At 55.1% G+C, this 22,865-nt stretch carries 21 protein-coding genes; 13 read left to right on the top strand and 8 right to left on the bottom strand.

What is annotated here, in order from left to right; genetic code table 11:
- Positions 1-51 precede the first annotated feature (51 nt).
- Genes ACR0J4_RS06140 through ACR0J4_RS06130 form a run of 3 tightly spaced genes read right to left on the bottom strand, consistent with a single transcriptional unit; the run spans position 52 to position 2,536 of the window.
- Positions 52-1,026, bottom strand: coding sequence for a threonine/serine dehydratase family protein (locus ACR0J4_RS06140; protein WP_170640605.1), 975 nt, complete (start codon positions 1,024-1,026; stop codon positions 52-54).
- The gene (locus ACR0J4_RS06135) at positions 1,023-1,850 is read right to left on the bottom strand and encodes an alpha/beta fold hydrolase (protein WP_170640603.1); all 828 of its coding nucleotides are present in this window, start codon (positions 1,848-1,850) and stop codon (positions 1,023-1,025) included. The genes ACR0J4_RS06140 and ACR0J4_RS06135 overlap by 4 nt, the downstream gene beginning before the upstream one ends.
- Positions 1,850-2,536, bottom strand: coding sequence for a haloacid dehalogenase type II (locus ACR0J4_RS06130; protein ID WP_170640601.1), 687 nt, complete (start codon positions 2,534-2,536; stop codon positions 1,850-1,852). The genes ACR0J4_RS06135 and ACR0J4_RS06130 overlap by 1 nt, the downstream gene beginning before the upstream one ends.
- 606 nt (positions 2,537-3,142) lie before the next feature.
- On the opposite strand from ACR0J4_RS06130, the gene ACR0J4_RS06125 reads away from it, so the two are divergent.
- From ACR0J4_RS06125 to ACR0J4_RS06115, 3 genes are read left to right on the top strand one after another with little or no spacing between them, the layout of a single operon-like run.
- Positions 3,143-3,481 (top strand): hypothetical protein, encoded by a 339-nt coding sequence (locus tag ACR0J4_RS06125; RefSeq protein WP_170640599.1) that lies wholly within the window; start codon positions 3,143-3,145, stop codon positions 3,479-3,481.
- Entirely contained in the window at positions 3,474-4,700 is a 1,227-nt protein-coding gene (locus ACR0J4_RS06120; protein ID WP_170640597.1) for an HlyD family secretion protein, read from the top strand. The genes ACR0J4_RS06125 and ACR0J4_RS06120 overlap by 8 nt, the downstream gene beginning before the upstream one ends.
- 32 nt (positions 4,701-4,732) lie before the next feature.
- Positions 4,733-5,059 (top strand): potassium channel family protein, encoded by a 327-nt coding sequence (locus ACR0J4_RS06115; RefSeq protein ID WP_170639200.1) that lies wholly within the window; start codon positions 4,733-4,735, stop codon positions 5,057-5,059.
- A 611-nt stretch (positions 5,060-5,670) separates the two neighbouring features.
- Here ACR0J4_RS06115 and ACR0J4_RS06110 read toward each other — a convergent pair.
- From ACR0J4_RS06110 to ACR0J4_RS06100, 3 genes are all read right to left on the bottom strand, one after another.
- Entirely contained in the window at positions 5,671-7,155 is a 1,485-nt protein-coding gene (locus ACR0J4_RS06110; protein ID WP_170640595.1) for a BCCT family transporter, read from the bottom strand.
- A 192-nt stretch (positions 7,156-7,347) separates the two neighbouring features.
- Positions 7,348-8,715 (bottom strand): sensor histidine kinase, encoded by a 1,368-nt coding sequence (locus ACR0J4_RS06105; protein ID WP_480668332.1) that lies wholly within the window; start codon positions 8,713-8,715, stop codon positions 7,348-7,350.
- Positions 8,712-9,380, bottom strand: a complete 669-nt coding sequence (locus ACR0J4_RS06100) for a response regulator transcription factor (RefSeq protein WP_170640593.1) — start codon at positions 9,378-9,380, stop codon at positions 8,712-8,714. Before ACR0J4_RS06100 ends, ACR0J4_RS06105 begins: the two co-directional genes overlap by 4 nt.
- Positions 9,381-9,519: 139 nt before the next feature.
- Here ACR0J4_RS06100 and ACR0J4_RS06095 point away from each other — a divergent pair, with 139 nt between their 5' ends.
- The 5 genes from ACR0J4_RS06095 (at position 9,520) to ACR0J4_RS06075 (ending at position 15,159) form a co-directional block, all read left to right on the top strand.
- Complete coding sequence (locus ACR0J4_RS06095) at positions 9,520-10,608, top strand: tricarboxylate transporter (protein ID WP_170377047.1); 1,089 nt, start codon at positions 9,520-9,522, stop codon at positions 10,606-10,608.
- 79 nt (positions 10,609-10,687) lie between these two features.
- Positions 10,688-12,718: a tripartite tricarboxylate transporter permease gene (locus ACR0J4_RS06090; RefSeq protein ID WP_170555742.1), complete on the top strand. Its 2,031-nt coding sequence runs from the start codon at positions 10,688-10,690 to the stop codon at positions 12,716-12,718.
- Between the two features lie 87 nt (positions 12,719-12,805).
- The gene (locus ACR0J4_RS06085) at positions 12,806-13,894 is read left to right on the top strand and encodes a 4-oxalomesaconate tautomerase (protein WP_170640591.1); all 1,089 of its coding nucleotides are present in this window, start codon (positions 12,806-12,808) and stop codon (positions 13,892-13,894) included.
- Between the two features lie 51 nt (positions 13,895-13,945).
- Positions 13,946-14,164 (top strand): hypothetical protein, encoded by a 219-nt coding sequence (locus tag ACR0J4_RS06080; protein WP_170560189.1) that lies wholly within the window; start codon positions 13,946-13,948, stop codon positions 14,162-14,164.
- A gap of 14 nt (positions 14,165-14,178) precedes the next feature.
- Positions 14,179-15,159 (top strand): D-2-hydroxyacid dehydrogenase family protein, encoded by a 981-nt coding sequence (locus ACR0J4_RS06075; protein WP_170640589.1) that lies wholly within the window; start codon positions 14,179-14,181, stop codon positions 15,157-15,159.
- On the opposite strand, the gene ACR0J4_RS06070 is transcribed toward ACR0J4_RS06075, so the two are convergent.
- A complete protein-coding gene (locus tag ACR0J4_RS06070) occupies positions 15,128-16,192 on the bottom strand; it encodes an AbrB family transcriptional regulator (RefSeq protein ID WP_170640587.1) in 1,065 nt (354 codons plus the stop codon). The two genes, ACR0J4_RS06075 and ACR0J4_RS06070, sit on opposite strands and share 32 nt — an antisense overlap.
- Positions 16,193-16,270: 78 nt before the next feature.
- Here ACR0J4_RS06070 and ACR0J4_RS06065 point away from each other — a divergent pair, with 78 nt between their 5' ends.
- The 3 genes from ACR0J4_RS06065 to tcuB are packed head-to-tail and all read left to right on the top strand — an operon-like array spanning position 16,271 to position 19,426.
- Positions 16,271-16,951 carry a GntR family transcriptional regulator gene (locus tag ACR0J4_RS06065; protein WP_170640585.1) on the top strand — a complete coding sequence of 227 codons (681 nt, stop codon included), beginning with the start codon at positions 16,271-16,273 and terminating at the stop codon, positions 16,949-16,951.
- A gap of 11 nt (positions 16,952-16,962) precedes the next feature.
- Positions 16,963-18,357, top strand: coding sequence for an FAD-dependent tricarballylate dehydrogenase TcuA (gene tcuA, locus ACR0J4_RS06060; protein ID WP_170640583.1), 1,395 nt, complete (start codon positions 16,963-16,965; stop codon positions 18,355-18,357).
- The gene (gene tcuB / locus ACR0J4_RS06055) at positions 18,347-19,426 is read left to right on the top strand and encodes a tricarballylate utilization 4Fe-4S protein TcuB (RefSeq protein ID WP_170640581.1); all 1,080 of its coding nucleotides are present in this window, start codon (positions 18,347-18,349) and stop codon (positions 19,424-19,426) included. The genes tcuA and tcuB overlap by 11 nt, the downstream gene beginning before the upstream one ends.
- A gap of 87 nt (positions 19,427-19,513) precedes the next feature.
- Here tcuB and ACR0J4_RS06050 read toward each other — a convergent pair whose 3' ends face one another.
- Positions 19,514-19,747 carry a DUF6538 domain-containing protein gene (locus tag ACR0J4_RS06050; protein WP_170640579.1) on the bottom strand — a complete coding sequence of 78 codons (234 nt, stop codon included), beginning with the start codon at positions 19,745-19,747 and terminating at the stop codon, positions 19,514-19,516.
- A gap of 605 nt (positions 19,748-20,352) precedes the next feature.
- Here ACR0J4_RS06050 and ACR0J4_RS06045 point away from each other — a divergent pair.
- Both ACR0J4_RS06045 and ACR0J4_RS06040 read left to right on the top strand, forming a co-directional pair.
- Positions 20,353-20,751, top strand: a complete 399-nt coding sequence (locus tag ACR0J4_RS06045; RefSeq protein ID WP_170640577.1) for a hypothetical protein — start codon at positions 20,353-20,355, stop codon at positions 20,749-20,751.
- Positions 20,752-21,373: 622 nt separating this feature from the next.
- Positions 21,374-22,861 carry a YfcC family protein gene (locus tag ACR0J4_RS06040; RefSeq protein ID WP_170640575.1) on the top strand — a complete coding sequence of 496 codons (1,488 nt, stop codon included), beginning with the start codon at positions 21,374-21,376 and terminating at the stop codon, positions 22,859-22,861.
- The last annotated feature ends 4 nt before the right edge of the window (positions 22,862-22,865 follow it).

Here is a 22,865-nt window from a genome sequence, read left to right as displayed (position 1 = left end):
TGGTTCCTTGCTCGGCCTTTGCGTGCAGATTGCACAAACCCGATATGGGTGTCAGGTCAGGAATTCCAACGCACGCGTAAAGACGCCGGGATCAACATTTCCGCCCGAAGCGACAACGATCACGTCATCCCCTTCGATCTGGTCTTTGCGGAAGAGGGCCGAGGCCAGGGACACCGCGCCGCCCGGCTCCAACACGATCTTGAGGCGCAAAAAGGCCAGCGCCATGGCGTGCAGCGCCTCGTCCTCGGTCACGGATAGGCCGGGGCCGCAGAGGCGGTTGAGGATTGGAAAGGTGATGTCACCCGGTTGCGGGGTAAGGATTGCGTCACAGATATTGCCTGCAGTTGCAGGATTGCCTTGGATCTGCCCCGCCTCCAGCGAGCGCTTGACGTCGTCGAACCCGTCTGGCTCGCACGGACGTGCGCACAGGCCAGGGGCGTGCGCCTCAAGCGCGAGCGCGATGCCCGACGTTAGACCGCCGCCGCCGCAACAGACCAGAACGTCGGCATTGCTCACGCCTGCGGCTTTGGCTTGGCGCGCGATCTCGAGCCCGGCAGTGCCTTGCCCTGCGATGACTTGGGGTTCGTCGTAGGGGCGGATCAGGGTCAGTCCGCGTTCTGAGGCAAGTGCATTGCCAATCTCTTCACGGCATTCCGTGGCTCGGTCGTACAGAACAACTTCACCGCCCAAGGCACGCGTGTTGTCGATCTTCAGCTGCGGCGCGTCCGAAGGCATGATGATGACCGAGGAGATTCCGTGCTTCGCCGCCGCCAAGGCCACCCCCTGCGCGTGATTGCCCGAGGAATAGGCGATCACACCGCGCTGTCTTTCCGCCTCGCTCAGCGCCGAGATGGCCGACCATGCGCCGCGGAATTTGAAGCTGCCGGTGTGTTGCAGGCATTCCGGTTTGACCCATACCCGGCGCCCGGCGATCTCGTCCAGAAAGGGTGAGGTCAGAAGGGGCGTCTCGCGGACATGCCCCTGCAGTCGATGGGCGGCGGCTTCGATCAGGTCTATTGTACTCATTCTTGGTCCAGAATCTTGCGGATAACGGTGAGGGATTGCGGCTCGTCCAGAAAGGGTACATGGCCGCGATCCGGGACTTCAGCCGTGATCAGGCCCGGGTGGCGGGTCTGCATCTGTTTCAGTGTTGCTTGGCTCAGGATGTCCGAGTTTGCGCCGCGCAGAACGCCCGTCGGAATGCCCTGTAGCGCCTCGAAGAAGGGCCATAAGTCTGGCACGTTGGCAGCTGCGGCCTGCTCCAATAAGGCCGTGCGCAGGGCCGGATCATAGCGCAAGGCCAGCCCCTCCGGCGTTTCCTGATACTGGTTCTCGGCCTGTACGCGCCAAATTTCCAACGGAACGCCGGGGAAATGCGGCTCCATCACTGCTTTCAGGACGGCGGCGGCCTCGTCAAAAGTCTTAGAGTTGGGTGCTACGCCCACGTAGTCCATGATCCGGACGATACCTGAGGGTTCAATCACCGGACCCACGTCATTGAGGATCACGCCCGCCAGCCGGTTGGGCTGCAGGGTCGCGAGCGTCATCGCAACCATACCGCCGCGCGACGTGCCCAAAACCACCACTCGGTCAAGGTCCAGATGGTCCAGCAGCTCGACGACATCCTGAGTTTCGCGCAGGACGTTGTAGTTCGCGTGGTTCGGATCATGATCCGACTGCCCGCGCCCCCGCGCATCCAATGTGATCAGGCGGGTATCGTCCATATGCGGTACGAGAAGCGAGAAATCACGCCCGTTGCGCGTCAACCCTGCCAAGCACAGAAGCGGAATTCCTGCGTCACTCTCCTCATAATGCAGCCGAATCCCGTCAGACGTCTTGAATTCAGCCATTATAGCCCGGCCAATTCGGGGATTGAGGTCAGGTCGGACAAAACATGCGCCGGTTTCCACGACAGCCGATCCATCGGTTCGCCCGCGCGATTGACCCATGCGGTGACAAAGCCGTAACCGCTGGCTCCGGCAGCGTCCCAACCGTTGGAACTGACGAACAGAACCTCATCGCGGGAACATCCGAACCGGCCCTGCACAAGATCGTAGACCTTGGCGTGGGGTTTGAAGATACCGACGCTTTCGACCGAAAGCACGTCGTCCAGCACATCACCAATACCGGCCGATTGCACCGCGCCATCCAACATGGGAGGCGACCCGTTCGACAGAATCGCGGTTTGCAGCCCGCCTTGTTTCAGCGTCTGCAGCATCTGGGGCACCTCGGGATAGGCGCGCAGCTCCCAGTAAAGATCCAGCAGCCGTTGGCGCAGCTTGGCGTCCCCGTGCAGCCCCGTCGCCTCGAGCGCCCAGTCCAGCCCGTCTTGCGTGACATCCCAGAAATCGCAATGAGCGTCTGCGACGGCGCGCAGCCATGTGTATTGCAATTGCTTCAGCCGCCAGTGATTGGCCAGATCCGGCCACGTATCGCGGAGCGCCTCAAAGCCCGGCTCGGCAGCGGCCTGACGTGCCGCAGCCGCCACATCGAACAATGTGCCATAGGCGTCAAAAACACAGGTCGTGATTGCCATCTGCTCTCTCCCCTTTTTCTGGCGCAAGGTGGCACAAGAGGGCGGTGCAGGAAAGAGCCAAGGTCCAACAACATTTTGTCAGGCGCGGGCTAGTTAGGCGTAGTGCCAGTAGCGGTTTGCGCTTTTGCTGAAGCGAGAGACCAGGCATTTCTTCTGGCCGTATCAATGCAAAAACACTTTTCACCTCCTGCTGCTCAAGAGAGTAAAGTTAATCCGACAATGATCTGAGATTTGGCGGAGCCTAGGGGAAACGCCGCCGAACGCCTAATTGACAGATAATAAACACTATTGAAGTGTGTCAGTTTGCGGTGTGTTTCACCTTAGTGTCACACGTCAATGTGCACGACCTCTTCCTCCAAGTTTTGCATATCAAAGAATGCAAACCTCCTTAATGCCTTGCTTGTTCTACTGATCCTACCGACTGCTTTTCTGTTCCGGAGTGTTGCGAACGATGAAAAGTTGTTGTGTGCGGGTCTGCTTTGCAACTACCTTTCCCACGCTGTATTGAGCCGATTTAAAGCCACTTCGCTACCTGCAGCGAGATTCGTCTTTTTGATTTCAATCAGTTATATTTGAATGTGATCACTTGAAGGCGGGGTGATACATATGAACAATTCTATTTCTGACGAGGCGATGGCAAGACTCCCATTTTGGGTAACACCTCCGGAGGAGACAGACGGTTTTCTGATCGTTGTTGGGTTGGTTCTAGTCATAGTGCTGCTAGGGTTTGGTGCACTGTACTTCACGGTGCAAGCCATTCCAGACCGCATGGCAGCAGGTGCTCATAAGGTGCAAATGCAGTTGGTCGGTGTGCTTGGGTTGATCTCTCTCTTCACCCTGAACAACGCTTTCTGGATCGCGGCTATTTTGATCGCTGCCGTGCCGTTGCATGAAATCTTTCCACTCAAGACCGAAGTAGACGTCTCGGAGAGCGACGATGCTTGAGTTGGTCTTCTCTGCACTGATCACAATCGTACCGGACTACCTTTATCGCCGCTACAAGCAGGGCAAGCGGTGGGGTCACGAAATAACCCTCTTCAATGTCTGGTATGAATTGCGGTGGGGTTTGACCGCCTGTGCAATATTGGCTGTGACGCTGATCACGGTGATCTTCTATTTCCACCCTTCAACGCGGAATGTCTCAGCTGCATTTCGCACAGTTACCATTCTGTCGGATCGCGTGGGGCGGGTCGCGGAAGTCTACGTTGCCAATAATGAGGACGTTATGGCTGGCGAGCCGATTTTCCGACTGGACACCACACGGCAGGAGGCAGCAGCAGAAACGGCTCAGCGACGTATCGAGGAGATTGAGGCGGCTTTAGGCCTGACCGCAACGGAAGTTGTGAGTGCCACCGCCAGGGTTGAGGCGACAGAAGCTGACCTTGCTCAGGCGACGAGTGATTTGGAGCGACGCCTGGAGCTTGCGGAGCGAAACAACACCGTTGTTAGTAAGCAGGAACTGGAACGGTTGCAAACCGCAGTGACCGGCGCAGAAAGTCAGCGCGCAGCCGCTATTGCCTCGTTAGACGGTTCCAAATTGCGCCAAACCACCCTTCTCCCTGCACAGCTTGAAACTGCGCGTGCGGTTTTGAGAGAGGCTGAGAACGAGATATCAAAATCCACCGTATTTGCCGAGGTGGATGGGACGGTAACGCAATTTCTCCTCAAGCCAGGTGATATCGTTAATCCAATACTACGCCCTGCAGGGATTTTGGTGCCTGAGGTTACGGGACAGGGGCGCTTTATCGCGGCTTTTGGTCAGATTTCTGCCAGCGTACTAAGGCCGGGTATGCTGGTGGAAATCACCTGCGCGTCTAAACCGTTGACCATAGTCCCGATGGTTGTGGATGACGTGCAAGGGGCGATTGCTGCGGGGCAGTTCCGACCGGGTGATGCGCTTCTGGATCAGCAGGATCGAGCGCGACCCGGTACAGTTACAGCGTTCCTAGCACCTATTTTTCCAGAGCATCTTGATAGCATCCCGCCCGGAAGTGCGTGCGTGGGCGTTGCGTATACGAGCCGAGCAAAGGAAATAGACGCTGGTGAGATCACGGGCCTGCCGGCCTTCGTTGCAAAAATTGTGGATGGTATGGGTATAGCAAATGCAATTGTCTTGCGTGCACAGGCCATTCTGCTTCCTGTTAAGACATTGGTATTCAACTAGGCCCCCAAATGGCAGTGAGGTAGAGGTTCGCTATGGGTTGCGACGCCAGCTACATTTGCACGTTTCTATCAGTTTTCCTTTGGGACCTGATCTACCTGTCACCGATACTCGTATTCTTGTTGGTTTTGGTGTGCGTGCTTGGGGTATCAATTGGCCGGATCGAAGGCTGGTCGACCGGGGTGAGCCTTTACCATGCCTTCATAAACGCAACTACGGTTGGCTACGGAGACATTAGGCCTGAGAAACCCACGAGCCGGGCTTTATCGGTTGTCAACGCATTTGTTGGGCTTATCTTTGCAGGCATTATCGTCGGTATAGGTGTACATGCCGTCGAGACTGCGATGGTCGCCGATTTATAGTTAGCTATCTCACTCTTTGGTGGCTGTGCTGTAGGTCTACTAGATGAGGGTTTGTTTTGTATTCAGTATGCGTCACAGCGGTGTTTCGAGCGGTCTAGACGCGACAGCAACGCCTGTGCTTGCTAACAAAATGAAATAGCCCTTTTGTGAACCTGTGCGCGTAGTTAGTGTATCGCACTTGCTGCATGAAGATGTTTAGTTTTTTAGCCGCTGCGAACGGCTGTCACTTTTCGGAAAAAAAACCTCTCTGTCATCCCAGTACCAATCATAGCGTGCAGTGTGCATTTATTGAGACAACAACACCGAACTAGAGCGGCAATAACTTATAGTGACTCGCTCTATGGTACAACTCTCTCTATCCAATACGACAGATACTGGCTCGGAGAGATTTGCCAAAATTTTGCGGTAAATTCGGCCAGCACGGCGGACATTGACGCGATATATAGCGAGTGAGCGTCCTAAGTCCAAAACACTCAGTTCCTCAGAGCACCGGCTCCAGACGAGAGTCGCTTCAAACACAAATTTCTAAACGCGATTAAGCGCGAGCCAGATCAAAAAACCAACGTACAAGAAAACAGATACGTTCAAAACCGTATCGACGATAGAACCTGTCATTCGGAGACCTCTTTTGAAAGCGACTTGAGGAGACAGATTACAAGTATTGGCACGATGAATACAAACGCAATTGCCGAGAGTGCGATAATAGATCTGACAAGTGAAACATCATTTACGAGGATCATGGCTAGACCCAAGGCGCCTAGAACTATCCCCCAGATGGTTCGAACGCTCGGCGAGGGGTTTTCGTCTCCGCCTGTTCCAATCATTGCAAGTGTGAAGCCTGCGCTCACGACGCTCGTTACAACAAAGAGGAAAGCGGCAGTTATCGTCGCTATCTGCGTGATAAACTTCAATGGAAACTGTTGCAGGAGAGCGAATGTCGTCGCATCAAGGCTCTTTTCGTTGACCTCAAGAAGATGACCACTTCCATCCAAAACATCAAAAAAACCTACACCGCCGAGCACTCCAAACCAGAAAATCGAAAAAAGAGTGGGCGCAATTATGACCCCGGCCAGAAACTCGCGTATTGTGCGCCCCCGCGAAATGCGTGCAATGAAAATGCCGACAAATGGAGACCATGCAAGCCACCAGATCATGTAATTAAGCGTCCAGTCTTGAAACCAGGTGGAAATGCTCTGATCGAAAAATTCTGTTGTCGAAAAACCGGCAGGTATGACGTTGTAAACATAACGTCCAAAACCCGAGACGATCGAATTCATCACAAAAGACGTGGGACCGGCGACAAGCAAAAAAACCAAAAGACTGATCGCAATCGCCATGGCCAAATTTGACAGTTTTGACATTCCTTCTCCTAGATCACGTCTCAGTGGAATAAGGAAAGCAACGCACATGGCGGCAAAAATAATTGCTGTCAGATAAGGAGAATTTGGAATTCCAAGAACTCCTGCCAGTCCTGTTTGAATTTGAAACACACCCATGGCCAACGAACCCGCTAGGCCAACGGCTATGGCGACGACAGATAAGAAATCGAACAACCAAGCCAATCCGCGGGTCCATGTTTTCTCGCCGTACACGTCCAGCAAAGGAGCGCTTAGCAGTAAAGAGCGCTCACGTCGAAACGCAAAATAGGCAACTATGAGTGCAACGACGCCATAGATGGCCCAGGCGTGGAACCCCCAGTTCAAATAGGTGACGAACATGGCGAGCCTTGCGGCTTCTGGATCGGAAGAAAAATCGCGTATTACCGAAAAGTGAGTAAGTGGCTCTGATACGCCAAAAAACAACAGGCCCACTCCCATACCAGCCGCGAAAAGCATTGCAATCCAAGCTGTAGTCGAAAACTCGGGCTCTGAACCTTCCGGTCCAATTCGGATAGAGCCGTACTTGGAAACTGCGAGATAAATTGCCAATAACAAAAGTGCGCTGGCTTCCAGCATAATGAACCAGCCTCGGCTTTCGAACTGGATTGTGACAATTCTTGAGGAGACAGAACCCAAGCCGTGCGGGTCGACAACACCCCATAATGCAATACAGCTGCTGACGAAGAGAGCCGAAATCAAAAGCGCATTAACTTTCATAAACTACCCAATCGAAGAAGAATGGCTTCGCTCAATCGTATCAGCGATTATCCAGCTCTAATAGCAGGAAACTTTTCTTTCCGGATTGGAACAGATAGCCGTTTTATCCCGCCTTACAGTCGTTCGATTCGTATAGACCAGCCAATTCCACTAGATGCCTGTTTTTGGGTTCCGAGCAGAACTAGAAACAGCTTACAGGGCTATGGGGAGCTTAAGCGTAATGCTTGCTCCTCTATCGACTTGGTTGATTTCGACTATTCCTCCATGCCTCTGCGCCACTGCCGAGACGATGGATAACCCTAGTCCGCTGCCCTCGGAATGTTCTAACTGAGAAAATCGATTGAATGCTGCTTCGCTTTGGTTTGGCGAAAGGCCAGCCCCGTCATCGGCCACCGTTAGCTCAACGTGTTTGCCTTCACACCGCAGCACAACTGAGATTTGGCTCAACTTTGTGCCACCGTGTTTGATTGCGTTGTCCAACAGGTTCTTTAGAGCTTCAATCAGAAAGATACGGTCGCCGAATACCGTGACCTTTGTCTCAGGCATTGTGACATCAAACTCGATACCTTTTGCGAGGATGTGAACGCCCATTTCCGCGCAGGCCTCTTCCACTACCGTACGGAAGTCAAGTTTATCCATTTGGTCTTGGTGCGTCGGCTGCCTGAGCCTCTCAAGTGACAACAGTTGCTCTGCCACCGTTGCTGAGTTTTTAGCCGCCGCAACAAGTTCTGAGATGCGTTTTTCTCGGTCGTCAGCTGTTTTCGCATCCTGCAGCGCTTCGGCCATTGACTGCACGGCCGCCGCCGGGTTTCTCAGCTGATGTGCTGCTTCGGATATAAACACTTGGTGGGCGTTGATACTATTTTCCACCTGTCCAAAAAGTCGGTTCAGGGTTCTGACAACACCTTGCACTTCGATTGGGACGGGGCGCTTGATCTCACTGAGGTCATCTGGTGAACGCAAGTCAATTGCGTCCTGCAAATCCAACAAGGGTCTAAGGCCACGCGCGACGCCAAACCATACCACAATGGCGAGGGTGGCCAGGAGAATTCCCATGAGAATTCCTGCGCGGATTGACAGTTCATTCGCGAAAGCGTTTCGATCCGCCATACGCTGCCAGACTGTAACTGTCGCATCTCCGACTAGATTTTCTATGGTCACTCGTTCCGTCATCTTGAGAACGCGAACTGGTTCTTGGCGGTAGAGCGCTTCGAAAAACTGCGGCTTGTACACCTCTTGATCAGAAGGGTTGGTGGCTGCCGGTGGGTAGGCATAGCCTGTCACATAGATGCCACCGGGTCCCGTTACGTGGTAAAAGATCTCTCCGCCCGACGCGTCACGGATCATGCTGCGTGTCGTTAGTGACAGCGCGTCACCCCCCGAAATCGCAACATCTCGCGAAATTGCGAGGCCAGCAGACAAGAGGCTGTCGTCGAACAATTCCTGAGCCGTTTTCTGCGCAATCATAAAACGCCAAAGACCAAGCAGAGCGGCAATCAGCACCAAGGGGGTTAGGATAAGAATGAAAAGCCTTAACCTGAGCGAGCCGTGATTGATCACTTCTGCACCTCAAGCAGATATCCCAGACCACGGGCTGTTTTAATTCTAATGCCCAGATCTTGAAGGCGTTTTCTCAGCCGAGATACATGGGGCTCAACGGCCGAGGCCTCGACATCGGCACCTACGCCGTAGACGTAATCTGTAAGTTGGCTTTTGGGAACAATCCTGCCCCTGCGCTCTAACAGGCATTCAAGCACCGCGATTTCCCGCCGCGGAATATCCATAACTTCGCCTTGCACGCTAACCTGACGGGCAGCGCGATCGAATTCCAGACCACCAACGCTCTCCTTTGCGCCGTAGTCGAGATCTTTGCGTCGAGAAAGCGCTCGGATGCGTGCTTCCAACTCGTCCATTTCGAACGGCTTAACCAGGTAATCATCGGCGCCCATATCCAACCCCGAAACCCGGTCGCTTGTTTCGGCACGTGCCGTCAGCAAGATCACTGGTACGCCGTCACCACGATTGCGAAGGGATTTTAGGATCTCCAATCCCGACTGTCCGGGCAAATTGATATCCAGCACAACCAAGTCGGCACCCTCTTGCGCAAGATACAAGTCAGCCTCGTCGCCATCCGTAAGCACTTCTGCCGCATGACCGCGGTCACGCAGACGATAAGCAATAGCGTTGGCGAGGGTCTCGTTGTCTTCGACGATGACGATCCGCATCGGTTCTCCTGCAAGTTTCGCGCAAGGTTGGCGCTCCATGATTGCCAGATGGGAGGGGGAATCAACCCCACAGTTCTATTTGCGATCACGGTGGCGCAGAGGGCGCTAGCGTGGTTGTCTGGTCAACAGGGAGGAACCAATGACCATTTCCAATTTCACCCGTCGCGCCGTCGTGGGGCTGATCGCCGCCGCCGGTATCGCCGCACCTGCCGCTGCCGAGGTCGATTTCTCGGGCAAGACCGTTGAATGGGTCATCCCGTTCTCGGAAACGGGCGGGTCTGCCAAATGGGCCAATTTCTTTGCGCCGCTTCTGTCCGAAGCACTCCCGGGTCAACCGACTGTTGTTGTGAAATTTATGCCGGGCGCCGGATCGACCAAGGGCGCAAACTGGTTTCAGGAGCAGAGCCATGATGATGGAACGCTGCTATTTGGCACCTCCGGGTCAACTCAATTCCCGTATCTGCTGAGCGATCCGCGCGTGCGATATGAATACAACGACTGGATTCCGGTTATGGCGTCGGGCACTGGTGGTGTTGCCTATCTGAACGCCGAGGATGGGGCAAAGTTTGATGGCTCTGCGAACGCGCTGAAAGATACCAACTTCATCTATGGTTCGCAGGGCGCGACACGTCTTGACCTCGTGCCGCTGCTGGCTTGGCAAATGCTGGGCATGAATGTCGAGCCTGTCTTTGGCATCAAAGGCCGTGGCGATGGTCGCCTGATGTTCGAGCGCGGCGAAGCCAACATCGATTATCAAACCTCGTCCGGCTACCTCGGTGGTTCGGCCCCGCTGGTCGAATCCGGTCAGGCTGTGCCGATGATGACCTGGGGTGCTCTGGATGCAGATGGCAATATCGTCCGTGACCCGACCTTCCCGGACATCCCGACATTCAAGGAAGTCTGTGAAGCCACTGATGGCTGTGAAACCAGCGGTGAGGCATGGGATGCTTGGAAAGCATTCTTTGTAGCCGGTTTCCCGGTTCAAAAGCTAGCCTTCCTTCCGGGTGATACACCTCAGGAAGTGGTCGACGCATACACCGCCGCATTCCAGGCTGTAACCGAGCGCGGCGACTTTGCCGAAATCTCGTCAAAGCGCGTCGGCAAGTACCCGGTGTTCGTAGGCGACGGCTCTAAGGCGGCGCTGCAAACCGCGACAAATGTCGACGACAACGCCAAAGCTTACGTTTTGAACTGGCTCAAAGAAGCCTATGGTGTCGAGTTGAACTAAACCCAGACACCACCGCGCGTGCCCCAATGTCGGGTGCGCGCTTTTCCAAACACAAGGCAATTTATGAAAGGCGGCCGCTATGGAGGTTTTCGCCACCGCTCTTCCTGCGCTCAATGACGCGTGGGGTTTGATCCTGCAACCTATAGTTCTGGGATATCTTATTCTCGGTGTCGTTATGGGACTGGCCGTAGGTGTTTTCCCCGGACTTGGCGGTATCGCTGGTCTGTCTTTGTTGCTGCCTTTCATGTTCGGCATGGACCCTATTCTTGGTTTGGCGCTGATGATCGGGATGGTTGCTGTTGTTCCGACCTCTGACACCTTTGCGTCGGTTCTTATGGGCATCCCCGGCAGCTCCGCCTCACAGGCGACGGTGCTGGATGGCTTCCCGATGGCGAAGAAGGGCGAGGCCGCGCGGGCATTGTCAGCAGCCTTTGCTTCATCACTGTTTGGCGGTTTGGTCGGCGCGACTTTTCTAACCATGTTCATCCTGATCGCGCGGCCGATCGTTCTGGCATTCGGCTTGCCCGAGATGCTGATGATCACCATTCTTGGCTTGTCGATGGTCGCCATTCTCGCCGGACGTATCCCGCTAAAAGGCGTTGCCGCCGCTGGGCTGGGCCTGATGGTCGGTACGATTGGTGAGGCGGACGCAGGTGGCTCACTCCGTATGGCCACTTATGACATTCCTTACCTGACCGATGGTCTGAAATTGGTCATCGTTGGCTTAGGTATCTTTGCAGTGCCGGAAATCGTCTCGCTGCTGCGTCAAGACCGATCCATTGCCAAGGGCGCTTCGCTAGGAGCTGGTTGGTTTGATGGCGTCAAGGACTGGGCCGCGAACATCTGGTTGTCGGTCCGCTGTTCGATCATTGGTGTAGTTGTCGGTGTCATTCCCGGCCTTGGTGGCTCGGTTGTAGACTGGATCGCTTATGGCCACTCGGTTCAATCGACCAAAGACAAAAGCAACTTCGGCAAGGGCGAAGTGCGTGGCGTCATCGGGCCTGAAAGCTCGAACAACGCCAAAGAGGGCGGGGGGCTGGTCCCGACGCTGCTGTTTGGCATCCCCGGTTCGGGTTCGATGGCGATCTTTATCGGCGCAGTTGCACTGTTGGGATCCGGCGATATCGAGGTTGGTCCGAGCATGCTCAAGGATAATCTCGACATCACCTATTCGATTGTCTGGTTGCTGGCTCTTGCCAACGTGGTGGGCACGATCCTGTGTATCGCTGCCTCGGGTGGCATCGCCAAACTAACGACGATCCGCTTCACCTATCTGGCGCCGTTTCTGTTCATGCTCATCAGCTTTGCGGCATTCCAATCCGGTCAGAATTTCGAAGACCTTCTGGCCCTGTTTGTCATCGGTCTGATCGGCATCTTCCTGCGCCGTTTCGACTGGTCACGCCCGGCCTTCCTGATTGGATTCGTGTTGTCCAACCCGGTTGAGAAGTTCACCAACCAGGCGTTCCAGATCGCCTCTTTCCGCTTCCGCAAAAGCTTTGGCGAAGGCATGGAGTACGTCTTCAGCCCGATCGTCATCGTCCTGATCGTGGTCACTGTGGTTTCTGTCATTCTAGGCATTCGTCAAGCCAAGATGATCATGGCCGAAGGTGAGGTTAAATCCGGCAGCAAGCGCGCGCCGCTAATCTTCCTGCTGGTGATCATGGCTTACCTGATCGTGGCGTTGATCAATGCCAACATGATCCCTGACTACAACATGACCGACAAGATCATCCCGCTGGTGATCGGCAGCGTGTCGCTGTTCTGCTGCATCATTCTTTTGATCCAGATGATGCGGCGACCCGAAGGGGATGCGATCTTTGCTGACAAGGAACTCGCTGGTGAGGATGCAAGCGCGCCGCATGGGCTTTGGTCAACGCTCGCGTGGTTTGCAGGTCTGATCGCGGCCACTTGGGTTGTGGGGTTCATCCTCGCCCTGATCGGGTTCCTGATCGCATTCTTCCGCATTCGCGCCGGGTCCAGTTGGCAGATGACGCTACTCCTGACGGCCTGCGGCATCGGTTTCATGTGCTTCATGGCTGGCGCTTTGAACCGGGATTTCCCGCCGGGCCTGCTGCAAGACATGGTGAACCTGCCATGGCCGCTCAAGTAGGCGCTCCATGTTTGTCTGGTCTGCCAATCTGGCGGCTGGGTAGCACAGAAATCAGAAATTTCAACGGTTTGTAAAGGAGGGTTCGCAATGACACAGACAGCAATCCCATATGTTTTCATGCGCGGCGGCACTTCCCGAGGGCCTTATTTTCGACGCTCTGATCTGCCTGAAGATAGGGATAAGTTGGCTGATGTTCTGGTCGCTGCCCTCGGGGCTGGGCAAGCGCTCAATATCGACGGGATCGGTGGTGGTAACGCAGTGACGACCAAGGTTGCGATGCTGTCTGCCAGCGAGGACGACTGGGCCGATATCGACTATTTCTTCGCGCAAGTTTCTGTGGATGAGAAGCTGGTCGATTTCAAACCCACCTGCGGAAACATCCTCTCAGGAGTTGGTCCAGCTGCGATCGAAATGGGATTGTTTCAGCCCAACGGCGATGAGACCGAAATCCGTATTCGCGCCGTCAATACAGGCGCCCGCGTCATTGCCAAAGTGCAGACCCCGGGCGGCGATTTGGTCTATGAGGGTGACGCGGAAATAGCCGGAGTTCCCGGCCATTCTGCACCGGTGCAACTGAGTTTTATGGGCGTTGTGGGCTCGGCAACAGGTGCATTTCTGCCCACGGGAAATTTGCGCGATACAGTGCAGGGGATCGAGCTGACTTGCATGGATGTCGCTATGCCGATGGCGATAGCCCGAGCAGAGGATTTCGGACTGACAGGATATGAAAGCGCCGAAGAGCTGGATGCCAACCGTTCTTTCTTTGATCAGATGGAGGCCGTGCGGATCGAAGCCGGGGAACGGATGGGTATGGGGGACGTATCGAAATCGGTGACTCCCAAATTCGGCCTGATGGCCCCCGCCGGAGAGGGTGGAACCCTTACGGTTCGGTATTTCATGCCATGGAAAACCCACCCAACTATGGCCGTTACGGGTGCGCAATGCATGGCGTCTTGCGCTTTGACGCCTGGAACCGTCGCTGACGGGTTGCTTGATCGCCCGGATTCAAGCCCGGCTGAAGTTGTGTTGGAACATGCTTCAGGCAAGATCGACGTGCTGGTGGACTTCTCAAACGACCAGGAGTTCAACGTCAATGCCGCCGGTCTGATGAGAACAGCGCGCAAATTGGCGGATGGGCATGTTTATGTACCGGAATCTGTGTGGAACGACAGTTGAAAAGGCGGCCTTTAAAAGGTATACTATGGTATACATTATGAGGGTGCCTCGATGGATGACTATTCTGAATGCCTCGATATCGCGCGTCAGGAACTCAGGCTTGCGCAGTCGGTTCTGCGGAGGGACATCGCGGACTACCCGACGCCGATTGCCGGATGTGATGAGCAATTCAACCATTTGCTGGATCAACGCGAACGCGTTCGCAACGCGTTAGAAGCGCTCGACACACGTCATTTTGTGCCGACGCCAAGAAAACTGAGCACCGAATAGGGTATTGAAAACCGATGAAAGTTCACATTCTGGATGATTGGTTTGATACACTGCAGGGCCTGCCCTGTTTTGAAAAGCTATCTCGCCATGACGTAAAGGTCTGGACAGACCATGTCGAAGATACCAGCGAATTGGCCGCACGCTTGCAGGAGGCTGAGGCACTGGTTTTGTTTCGCGAACGCACCAAGATCACCCGCGATTTGGTTGAAAAACTCCCAAACCTGAAATTGGTTAGTCAACGCAGCGTATACCCGCATGTCGATGTGTCGGCATGTTCGGATAGCGGAGTGCTGCTGTGTTCGAACATGCACGGCGGCACACCCTCCTATGCCGCAGCTGAACTGACATGGGCGCTGATCATGGCCGGGATGCGCGATTTGCCTGCGCAGATGGCCTCGGTCAAAGCTGGGCGTTGGCAGGCCGGAGTTGGCAAGACCCTGAGGGGGCGGCAGCTAGGGCTGTATGGATATGGCCGCATCGCCCGCGCCGTTGCTGGTTACGCCGAGGCATTCGGGATGAATGTGGTCTGGTGGTCTTCGGACGAAGGCCGGGCAAAGGCGCAGGCAGACGGCGTGCGGGTTGCCGCAAGCCGCGAAGCGTTCTTTGGTAACAGCGATGTTGTCTCGGTCCATGTTCGCCTGAAGCCAAACACACGCGGCATCATCACAGCGTCAGATTTCTCGCAGATGCAACCGCGAGCGTTGTTTGTGAACACCTCCCGGGCCGGGCTGATCGCTCCGGGTGCTTTGTTGGACGCCCTGAACGCCGGTCGCCCGGGCAAGGCCGCCATTGATGTCTTCGATACAGAGCCGCTCACCGACCCGAATGACCCTTTGCTATCGCACCCAAACCTGATTGCGACGCCGCATATCGGCTTTGTGACCGAGGACGAATTTGATCTGCAATTCGCAGATATTTTCGATCAGGTGAACGCCTATGCTGAAGGCGCTCCCATTCACATGATCAACCCCGAGGTTTGGACCAGCGCAGGATAAGATTGGCCGCTATCGGCGCGCCGATGATCACCAGCACGATCCTTGTCAGATGGTGCGTAATCACAAAGCCCAGATCCGCGCCCGAGACGATCGCCAATACTGTCATCTCTGCCTGTCCGCCGGGGGCAAAGGCCAAGAAAGCCTCGACCGGTTGGCCAAAGCCCAACGTGGTGACAACGGCGGTGAAAGCGGCGGCAAGGACGGCAAGGACGATGACATAGGCGAAGCCTGCTGCAACCACCCGGCGGAGTTCGACCCAAGTGACGCCCACGAACTTCACGCCTATCCCGCAACCGATAAAGAACTGCGCTGCAAGGATGGCCTCACGCGGTGGTCGGGTATGAATGAAATCCCCCAGAGATAGGGCTGCTGTCAGGATCATTGGGCCGAGAATAGATGCCCCGAACAGGCCGATCCGCTCACCGCCTTTCCAGCCTATAAGGGCGGCCAGCACCATCAACGCCAGTTCATGTATCGGGAGGTCACGTGCAGGCTCTCCGATCGGATTGGTGAGTTGGGCATCGTAAAAAACCGTTAGAAACAGCGGGGCCAGAGTAACGATAATCAGTACGCGCGTACCGTGGATCAGGGAAAGTGTACGCGGGTTGGCGCCTGCTTCGGCTCCAAAGATGATCATGTCCTGCAATCCGCCTGGCATGGCGGCGTAAAATGCGGTCGTGGTGTCAAACCCCCAGATCTTGCGAAAGAAGGGCACGCCCACCAGTGCGATCAGCAGGATGAAGAACGGGACCAGTGCAATAGACGCGGCCATTTTCGGCAGCTCGGCGAAAAGGGCAGGGGTAATCGAAGCCCCAACTGCAACGCCGAGTATGGTGCGCGCTGCAACCGAGACCTGACCAAAACCTTCCATAGGGGCATGCGCCAGGGCAGCGATCAGACACGCGCTCATCGGGCCGAAAAGAAAGGGCAGCGGCAGGTTCAACGACCAAAATACTCCGGTGCCCAGTAGTGCAATGACCAGTGTTACGGCCCGCTTTGTCAGGAGAGAAGGTGTTTTGTTTTGGGCGGGCAAGGCGCGGCTTCCGACAATATTGACTCGAGATGTATCCAAATGTATACAACTGGACGCAAGAAGACAAGAGAGCGTTCGATGACCATTCAAGACGACCCCTTACAGCCTGGTCCACAAGGCAATTCAGCGTATCAACGCCTGCTGGATGAGATTCGGGATGGCACACTTCTGCCCGGCGAACGCCTGCGGGAGATTGAGCTGTCGGAACGACTAGGCGTCAGCCGTACTCCCGTGCGCGAGGCTATCCGGCAGTTAGAGGCCGACGGGCTAGTCACTCATGTGCCCCGGCAGGGCGCAACCGTCCGCAGCCTTGGTTACACCGAAGTAATGGAACTTTATGAAATGCGCGCGGTTCTCGAGGGAACTGCCGCCCGTTTAGCTGCTCGTGCTGCGTCGGATGTCGAGTTAGACGAGCTGAGCGTTTTGAATGATCGCTTGGCTGAGGCTGGCACCGGTTCGGAAGCGGCTCGGATCAACCGGATTTTCCACGCCACACTTTTGGACGCAGCAAAGAACCGGTTTCTTGCCAAGTCTATGCTGTCTTTGCAAAAAGCGCTGTTGATCCTTGGGCCGTCGCAATTGCTGGACGGTGATCGGGCCGAGACAGCAGTGGCAGAGCATAAGCGCGTCATGGCTGTCTTAAAGGCCCGCGATGGCGCAGCGGCTGAAACAGAAATGCGTGCGCATATTCAGGCCGCACAACGGATGCGTATTCGGGCGTTGCAGGAACGCGACCGGACAACCGACGAAAATCAATAGGTAGACAGGTTATGGCCACCCAAAAGGAAGCTTATGATATCGCTGTGATCGGCGGGGGGAATGCTGCCCTCTGCGCCGCGATGACCGCTGCCGAGGCAGGCGCCCGTGTTCTGATCCTCGAGACGGCGCCAAAACCCTATCGTGGTGGAAACTCACGCCATACGCGCAATTTTCGTTGTATGCATGGCGCTCCTCTCGGCCCGCTGATCGAAGAATACACTGAAGATGAGTATCTTGAAGATCTGCTCAAGGTCACCGGCGGCAAAACCGACGAACATCTTGCTCGCCTCGCGATCCGAACCTCCGAGGAATGCCTGCCGTGGATGGAAGAACACGGGGTGCGGTTCCAACCCTCTCTGTCCGGGACATTGTCGCTGGCGCGGACCAACGCCTTCTTCATGGGGGGCGGGAAGTCTCTGGTAAACGCATATTACCGAACTGCTACTGGTTTGGGTGTCGATGTTCTGTACGAAGCTGCTGTCACGCATCTGGAGCTGAATGGTGATCGGATCGAGTGGGTCGACTACACCTATGAGGGCCAGTCTCATCGCATCACGCCCAAGGCGGTCATCGTTGCCTCGGGTGGGTTTCAGGCCGACACGGATTGGCTGACCCGTGCATGGGGTGAACCTGCCAAGAATTTCTTGATCCGGGGCACACCCTATAACCGTGGCGTGGTTCTGTCTGATTTGCTGGATCAGGGTGTGGACAGCGTCGGCGATCCGACCCAGTGCCACGCCGTCGCAATTGACGGGCGCGCGCCGAAGTTCGACGGCGGTATCGTCACCCGCCTGGACTGCGTGCCGTTTTCAATTGTCGTGAACAAGAATGCCGAGCGGTTTTATGACGAAGGCGAAGACGTATGGCCCAAGCGCTATGCGATCTGGGGGCGTCTTGTTGCGGCCCAGCCGGATCAAGTTGGCTATGTGATCATCGATGCGAAGTCGCTGAACCTGTTTATGCCCTCGGTCTTTCCACCGCTAAAGGCGGACACCTTGGAAGAACTGGCCGGAATGATGGATCTGCCTGCCGACAAGTTGAAAGCGACCGTTGCTGAATTCAACGAAGCATGCGGTGATACCAGTGGGTTTCATCCGACTGAGTTGGACGGGGTCACGACCTCCGGTCTGACGCCGCCCAAGACGAACTGGGCGCGTCCGATCACCGAGCCGCCCTTCTATGGCTACTCGCTGCGCACCGGCGTGACCTTCACCTATCTGGGTCTGAAGGTCGACGACACAGCGCAGTGCTCGACGTCCAGCGGCAAGATCAAAAACCTTTGGGCCGCTGGCGAAACCATGGCCGGGTCGATCTTGGGGCAAGGTTACTTGGCCGGGTTCGGCATGACTATCGGAACCGTTTTTGGACGCATCGCAGGACGTGAGGCCGCCGCTTATGCAAACTGAACTAATTCAAGAAGCCCGCCGTCAGGCCGAGATTTGCAATGCCTGCCGGTATTGCGAGGGCTACTGCTCAGTCTTTCCATCCCTGCATGCAGAACGCGCGTTTTCCGATGGAGACATCACGCAACTCGCCAACCTCTGCCACAACTGCAGAGGCTGCTACTATGCCTGTCAGTACACAGCTCCGCACGAGTTTGACCTGAACCTGCCGAAAGCTCTGGCCGAAGTGCGGCGGGACAGCTGGGAAAGCTTCGCCTGGCCGCAACCTCTGGCGCGCCGGTTTCACACTCACGGCGGGGCTATTGCCTTGGCTCTGGTGATTGGATTTGCCCTGTTGTTCTGGGCCATTCGCGCCATTGGATCAAGCGGAGGAGAGGGGTTCTATGCCGTCCTGTCCCACAACGCGATGGTCGCAATCTTTGCGCCGGCATTCTTGTTGCCGCTCTTTAGCGTGGCTATCAGCCTAAGGCGCTATTGGGCGGAAGTCGGTGGCAAACCCATCCAAATGTCTGATTTGATGGCCGCTTTCCAGCGCGCCGGCAAGATGCAGGATCTGGCTGCCGGGCATGGTGAGGGATGTAACTTTGAAGATGAAGATCGGTTCAGCCAGGGGCGCCGTCACATTCACCACGCTATCATGTACGGCTTCCTGCTGTGTTTTGCGTCGACCTCGGTGGCGACGGTTATGCACTACGGGTTCGGGTTGCACGCGCCCTACGGGTTCTGGTCCCTGCCAAAACTCTTCGGGGTTTCCGGAGGTATCCTGCTGACAGTGGGATGCGGAGCTATGGTTCTGCTCAAACAAAAATCTGATCGAGAGCTTGGCGACCGGTCTGCTTGGGGTGGTGACATCGGTTTCATACTGTTGCTCGGATTTGTCGGCCTGAGCGGGCTAGTCCTTTATGCCCTTGGTTCAACGTCTCTGATGCTTGCGTTGCTTGCCATCCACCTTGGATCGGTTCTGACGTTCTTCCTGCTAATGCCCTACACCAAGATGGCTCATGGCTTCTACCGGCTCGCGGCTTTGATCAGAGACGCGCAGCGGAAGAGAGAAATGTCAGTTGCTTCCTAGTAAACACCCAAGGCTAGGCGCGTTTCTTTATCTCCCTTCAGCTGGAAGTTGTAGTATACGGCCTTGATTTGTTGATCTGATCTGAGGTCAGTTCAACTCAAGCTTCCTGTCCTTGGGCTTTGAGCAAACATAGGTGGCGTCAAATTGTTGGTCGACCTCAATGGCAGCGAAACGGACCTTCCGAATAGCATAGGCGCGGTTCTTCGTCATCAAAGAGAACTTTTCTTCGGTTTTCGGGTAGGTCGCTGCGACGTCCGCAGTGACGGCTGCGCGGAGATAGTAGACGTCGCCATGGCGATAGAGTCGGGAGTGTCCAGGCATCTTCTCAAGCGTCCTCATTGTGACACCTCAACGTAACAGAATCGTTTTTAAACTCTTGTAAATTAAGGGGATAAACTCAAACCAACAGCATATGAAGATTTGGTGGAGCCTAGGGCCATCATACCCTCATTGAAAACGCTGCGTTTTCCGCCAGTTGGGACATCTCGCCCCCATAAAGAAACTCACGTATTACTGAATTCTTCTGATTTCAACTGCTGTCAATTGGGCCAATGAAACCAATTTGGCAATCCAAAACCTTGCTGTCGCGCGGTGCTATCACCTTCATCCAGACAACTTGGCCAACGTGCGTTCAACATTGAGGAATGGAAATTGAGAATTGAGTGGGGCATCCTAGTTGTATTGCATTTCTTGTAACTAAAGAATTGAGCGTTGAGCATCTGATGCCAGATGGCCTGGGAGGCATCCTCACTTCTTGATTTCTTTGTGGGATTGCAACAGCCGATTTGGTTTTTCACTCGAAGGAGCGGAACACCTCGCACTCGAACTCCGTAAACCACGGGTCAATCCCAAGACAGCGACAAGAACGCAAAGTTAAGCTATTATGTCAGTATTTTTGATGTAAATATGACGAGATTGCCGGTTCTATGACCCATGACGAGAAACAAGCTAAACGCGGCCCGGATGGCAAATTCCTGCCCGGGCACAAGCCGCGAAAGTCAACCGGTCGACCGCGGGCCGCAAATGGCATTAAAGTACGCGCAGCACAGCTTGCGGGCGAACGGCTTGAAGATATGCTCGGGCGCGCCACTGACGAAATTTCCGACGAGCTTGATATCGGCAATCCAACCGTAGCCCAATGGCTCGTTGATCGGGTTCGGCCTCCTACACGCTCTGACTTCGCTCAATTGGCTGACAGGAACAAATTGAGTTCAATTGAAGATATCCGCGTCGCTTCAGAGCGAACCACAACTGCAGCATCTTGGAGCGAAATCAGCTTGCAACAGGCAAGGCTTCTTCGGGATGCCCTGGGTCGTCACGCCTAGCTCAAAGGTCTTGAAGAACTGTCCGCACTCCGTGCGGAGGTCGAGGAAATGCGACGTGCGGATAGAACGACCGCCGCAATTGATAAGTCATTGCTACCAAAATGGGGCCGCCTGAGCGAGGAATAAAAATGAAGAGAGGGTCATGGACAGACATCGGAGGAATGGCTGAAACTCGCTCCCCCATTTCCGATAGGACCGCCATCAAGGCTGCACTTAAAGCCACAATCGAAGCGGCTGATAGGTTAGAGATATCAATCCAGCATTCTGAAAAGATAGGTGCGCGGCCTCCAAACCTGATGTCTGGTCGGCGTGAACTCTACGAGGCGAGACGACTACTGGCTTCGGGTATCGCGCACCTAGGAGAAATGCGTTCTTAGCAACACTTGTACGGGCTGAAGCAAAAAGACGCATTTCCCGCTTTGGTAAAATTATCCGCAAAATCTGTCGTTCAAGCAAGTCGCAGCGAATGACTGCACTGAGCCCATGGCAGACATTGTTCAATGTGTTCGACAACCCCACGTTTTACGAAAGTGACAAGTCGCCGCGTTAGTACTAAGTTGAGACATAAATATTCAAATATTTGACTGCCCAGTTTCTCAGCTTCACCCAGCGCGAGTTTCACATGTCTAAGTTTAAATTTCCTACCGCTTTTACCATTCTGTTCATACTGATTGCCGTCGTGGCCGCCCTTACATGGGTTATTCCGGCCGGTGAGTACGACCGTCAGATGAACGAAGCTCTGGGCAGCGAAGCGCCAGTCCCAGGCACCTATCACGAAGTCGAGCCGAACCCTCAGGGGCTTGCAGCGGTTATCCTTGCCCCGATTGCCGGAATGTACGATCCTGGTCTCCTTGGAAGTTCATCCAGCGCCGCAATTGATGTCGCTTTGTTTGTCCTGGTCATTGGTGGTTTCCTGATGGTTGTAACCAAGACAGGAGCTATCGACGCCGGTATCGGTTGGCTGCTGCACAGGTTGGCCGGGCGGGAAATCCTGATGATCCCAATCCTGATGATCGCCTTTGCCTTTGGCGGGACAAGCTATGGCATGGCCGAAGAATCCTTGGCGTTCTACGCTCTGATCATTCCGGTTTTTATTCGGGCAGGATACGACTCCTTGACCGGGGTCGCGGTGATCATGCTGGGCGCAGGCATTGGGACCCTGGGCTCAACCTTCAACGCATTTGCGACAGTTGTTGCCTCGCAAGGTGCGGGTATTCCGTTCACGAATGGGATCGTTCTAAGGTTCATTATTCTTGTCCTTTGTCTTGCTGCAGGCATCGCATTCGTCATGCGATACGCATCACGCGTGAAAGCCGACCCGTCATTGTCCGTGGTGGCAGATCAGGCCGAGGAAAACCGGGCGCATTTTCTAAAGGGTTCGGAAGGCTATGATACGTTCCCCGAAATGACCAAGACCCGTTCGATCATTCTGATTCTTTTCGGGATTACCTTCGCCATTATGATCTATGGTGTTGTCGCGCTGGGGTGGTGGATGGCGGAAATGTCCGGTCTCTTCCTGGTGATGTCCATCATCGTCTGGTGGGTCGGGAAAACGGATGAAGGGTCCAGAATGGACGAAGGGACCTTTGTGGAAACCTTCGTTGATGGCGCGCGCGATTTGCTGGGCGTTGCCCTGATCATTGGCGTCGCACGCGGTGTTGTCGTCATTATGGACGCGGGCAAGATCACCGACACTATCCTTGCAGGGGCAGAGGGGGTTGTCTCAGGACTGAGCGAGTTCGCCTTTATCAACGCGATGTTTGGCATTCAGATCTTGATGTCATTCCTGGTGCCGTCCTCGTCAGGGCTGGCCACGCTTTCGATGCCGATCATGGCGCCACTGGCAGACTTTGCAGGCGTCGGCCGTGACCTTGTGGTTACTGCGTATCAGTCTGCAAACGGATGGGTGAACCTGTTCAACCCGACATTTGCCGTCGTCATGGGAGGGCTAGCCATTGGTCGCGTGTCATATGACAGGTGGCTACGCTTTGTTTTCCCGCTGCTCGTAATTCTGGCGGTGATCATCTGCGCGGCACTTACCGTTGGGGCCATCACTGATCCGGGGATCGACAGGCCCACAACCGAGACTCCAGACACAACATCGAACTGAGCCG

It is taken from the genome of Ruegeria sp. B10, from assembly GCF_056539825.1.
Note: the sequence above shows the minus strand (reverse complement) of the source record. Positions and strands in the feature narration are given on the sequence as shown.

What these genes read in the sequence shown, in the direction of transcription:
- ACR0J4_RS06080 (WP_170560189.1), top strand. Translation starts at nt 13,946, where the DNA reads ATGGATGACTATTCTGAATGCCTCGATATCGCGCGTCAGGAACTCAGG.
- ACR0J4_RS06115 (WP_170639200.1), top strand. Translation starts at nt 4,733, where the DNA reads ATGGGTTGCGACGCCAGCTACATTTGCACGTTTCTATCAGTTTTCCTT.
- ACR0J4_RS06085 (WP_170640591.1), top strand. Translation starts at nt 12,806, where the DNA reads ATGACACAGACAGCAATCCCATATGTTTTCATGCGCGGCGGCACTTCC.
- ACR0J4_RS06090 (WP_170555742.1), top strand. Translation starts at nt 10,688, where the DNA reads ATGGAGGTTTTCGCCACCGCTCTTCCTGCGCTCAATGACGCGTGGGGT.
- ACR0J4_RS06130 (WP_170640601.1), bottom strand. Translation starts at nt 2,536, where the DNA reads ATGGCAATCACGACCTGTGTTTTTGACGCCTATGGCACATTGTTCGAT.
- ACR0J4_RS06075 (WP_170640589.1), top strand. Translation starts at nt 14,179, where the DNA reads ATGAAAGTTCACATTCTGGATGATTGGTTTGATACACTGCAGGGCCTG.
- tcuB (WP_170640581.1), top strand. Translation starts at nt 18,347, where the DNA reads ATGCAAACTGAACTAATTCAAGAAGCCCGCCGTCAGGCCGAGATTTGC.
- ACR0J4_RS06120 (WP_170640597.1), top strand. Translation starts at nt 3,474, where the DNA reads ATGCTTGAGTTGGTCTTCTCTGCACTGATCACAATCGTACCGGACTAC.
- ACR0J4_RS06125 (WP_170640599.1), top strand. Translation starts at nt 3,143, where the DNA reads ATGAACAATTCTATTTCTGACGAGGCGATGGCAAGACTCCCATTTTGG.
- ACR0J4_RS06140 (WP_170640605.1), bottom strand. Translation starts at nt 1,026, where the DNA reads ATGAGTACAATAGACCTGATCGAAGCCGCCGCCCATCGACTGCAGGGG.
- ACR0J4_RS06095 (WP_170377047.1), top strand. Translation starts at nt 9,520, where the DNA reads ATGACCATTTCCAATTTCACCCGTCGCGCCGTCGTGGGGCTGATCGCC.
- ACR0J4_RS06100 (WP_170640593.1), bottom strand. Translation starts at nt 9,380, where the DNA reads ATGCGGATCGTCATCGTCGAAGACAACGAGACCCTCGCCAACGCTATT.
- ACR0J4_RS06135 (WP_170640603.1), bottom strand. Translation starts at nt 1,850, where the DNA reads ATGGCTGAATTCAAGACGTCTGACGGGATTCGGCTGCATTATGAGGAG.
- ACR0J4_RS06050 (WP_170640579.1), bottom strand. Translation starts at nt 19,747, where the DNA reads ATGCCTGGACACTCCCGACTCTATCGCCATGGCGACGTCTACTATCTC.
- ACR0J4_RS06040 (WP_170640575.1), top strand. Translation starts at nt 21,374, where the DNA reads ATGTCTAAGTTTAAATTTCCTACCGCTTTTACCATTCTGTTCATACTG.
- tcuA (WP_170640583.1), top strand. Translation starts at nt 16,963, where the DNA reads ATGGCCACCCAAAAGGAAGCTTATGATATCGCTGTGATCGGCGGGGGG.
- ACR0J4_RS06110 (WP_170640595.1), bottom strand. Translation starts at nt 7,155, where the DNA reads ATGAAAGTTAATGCGCTTTTGATTTCGGCTCTCTTCGTCAGCAGCTGT.
- ACR0J4_RS06065 (WP_170640585.1), top strand. Translation starts at nt 16,271, where the DNA reads ATGACCATTCAAGACGACCCCTTACAGCCTGGTCCACAAGGCAATTCA.
- ACR0J4_RS06045 (WP_170640577.1), top strand. Translation starts at nt 20,353, where the DNA reads ATGACCCATGACGAGAAACAAGCTAAACGCGGCCCGGATGGCAAATTC.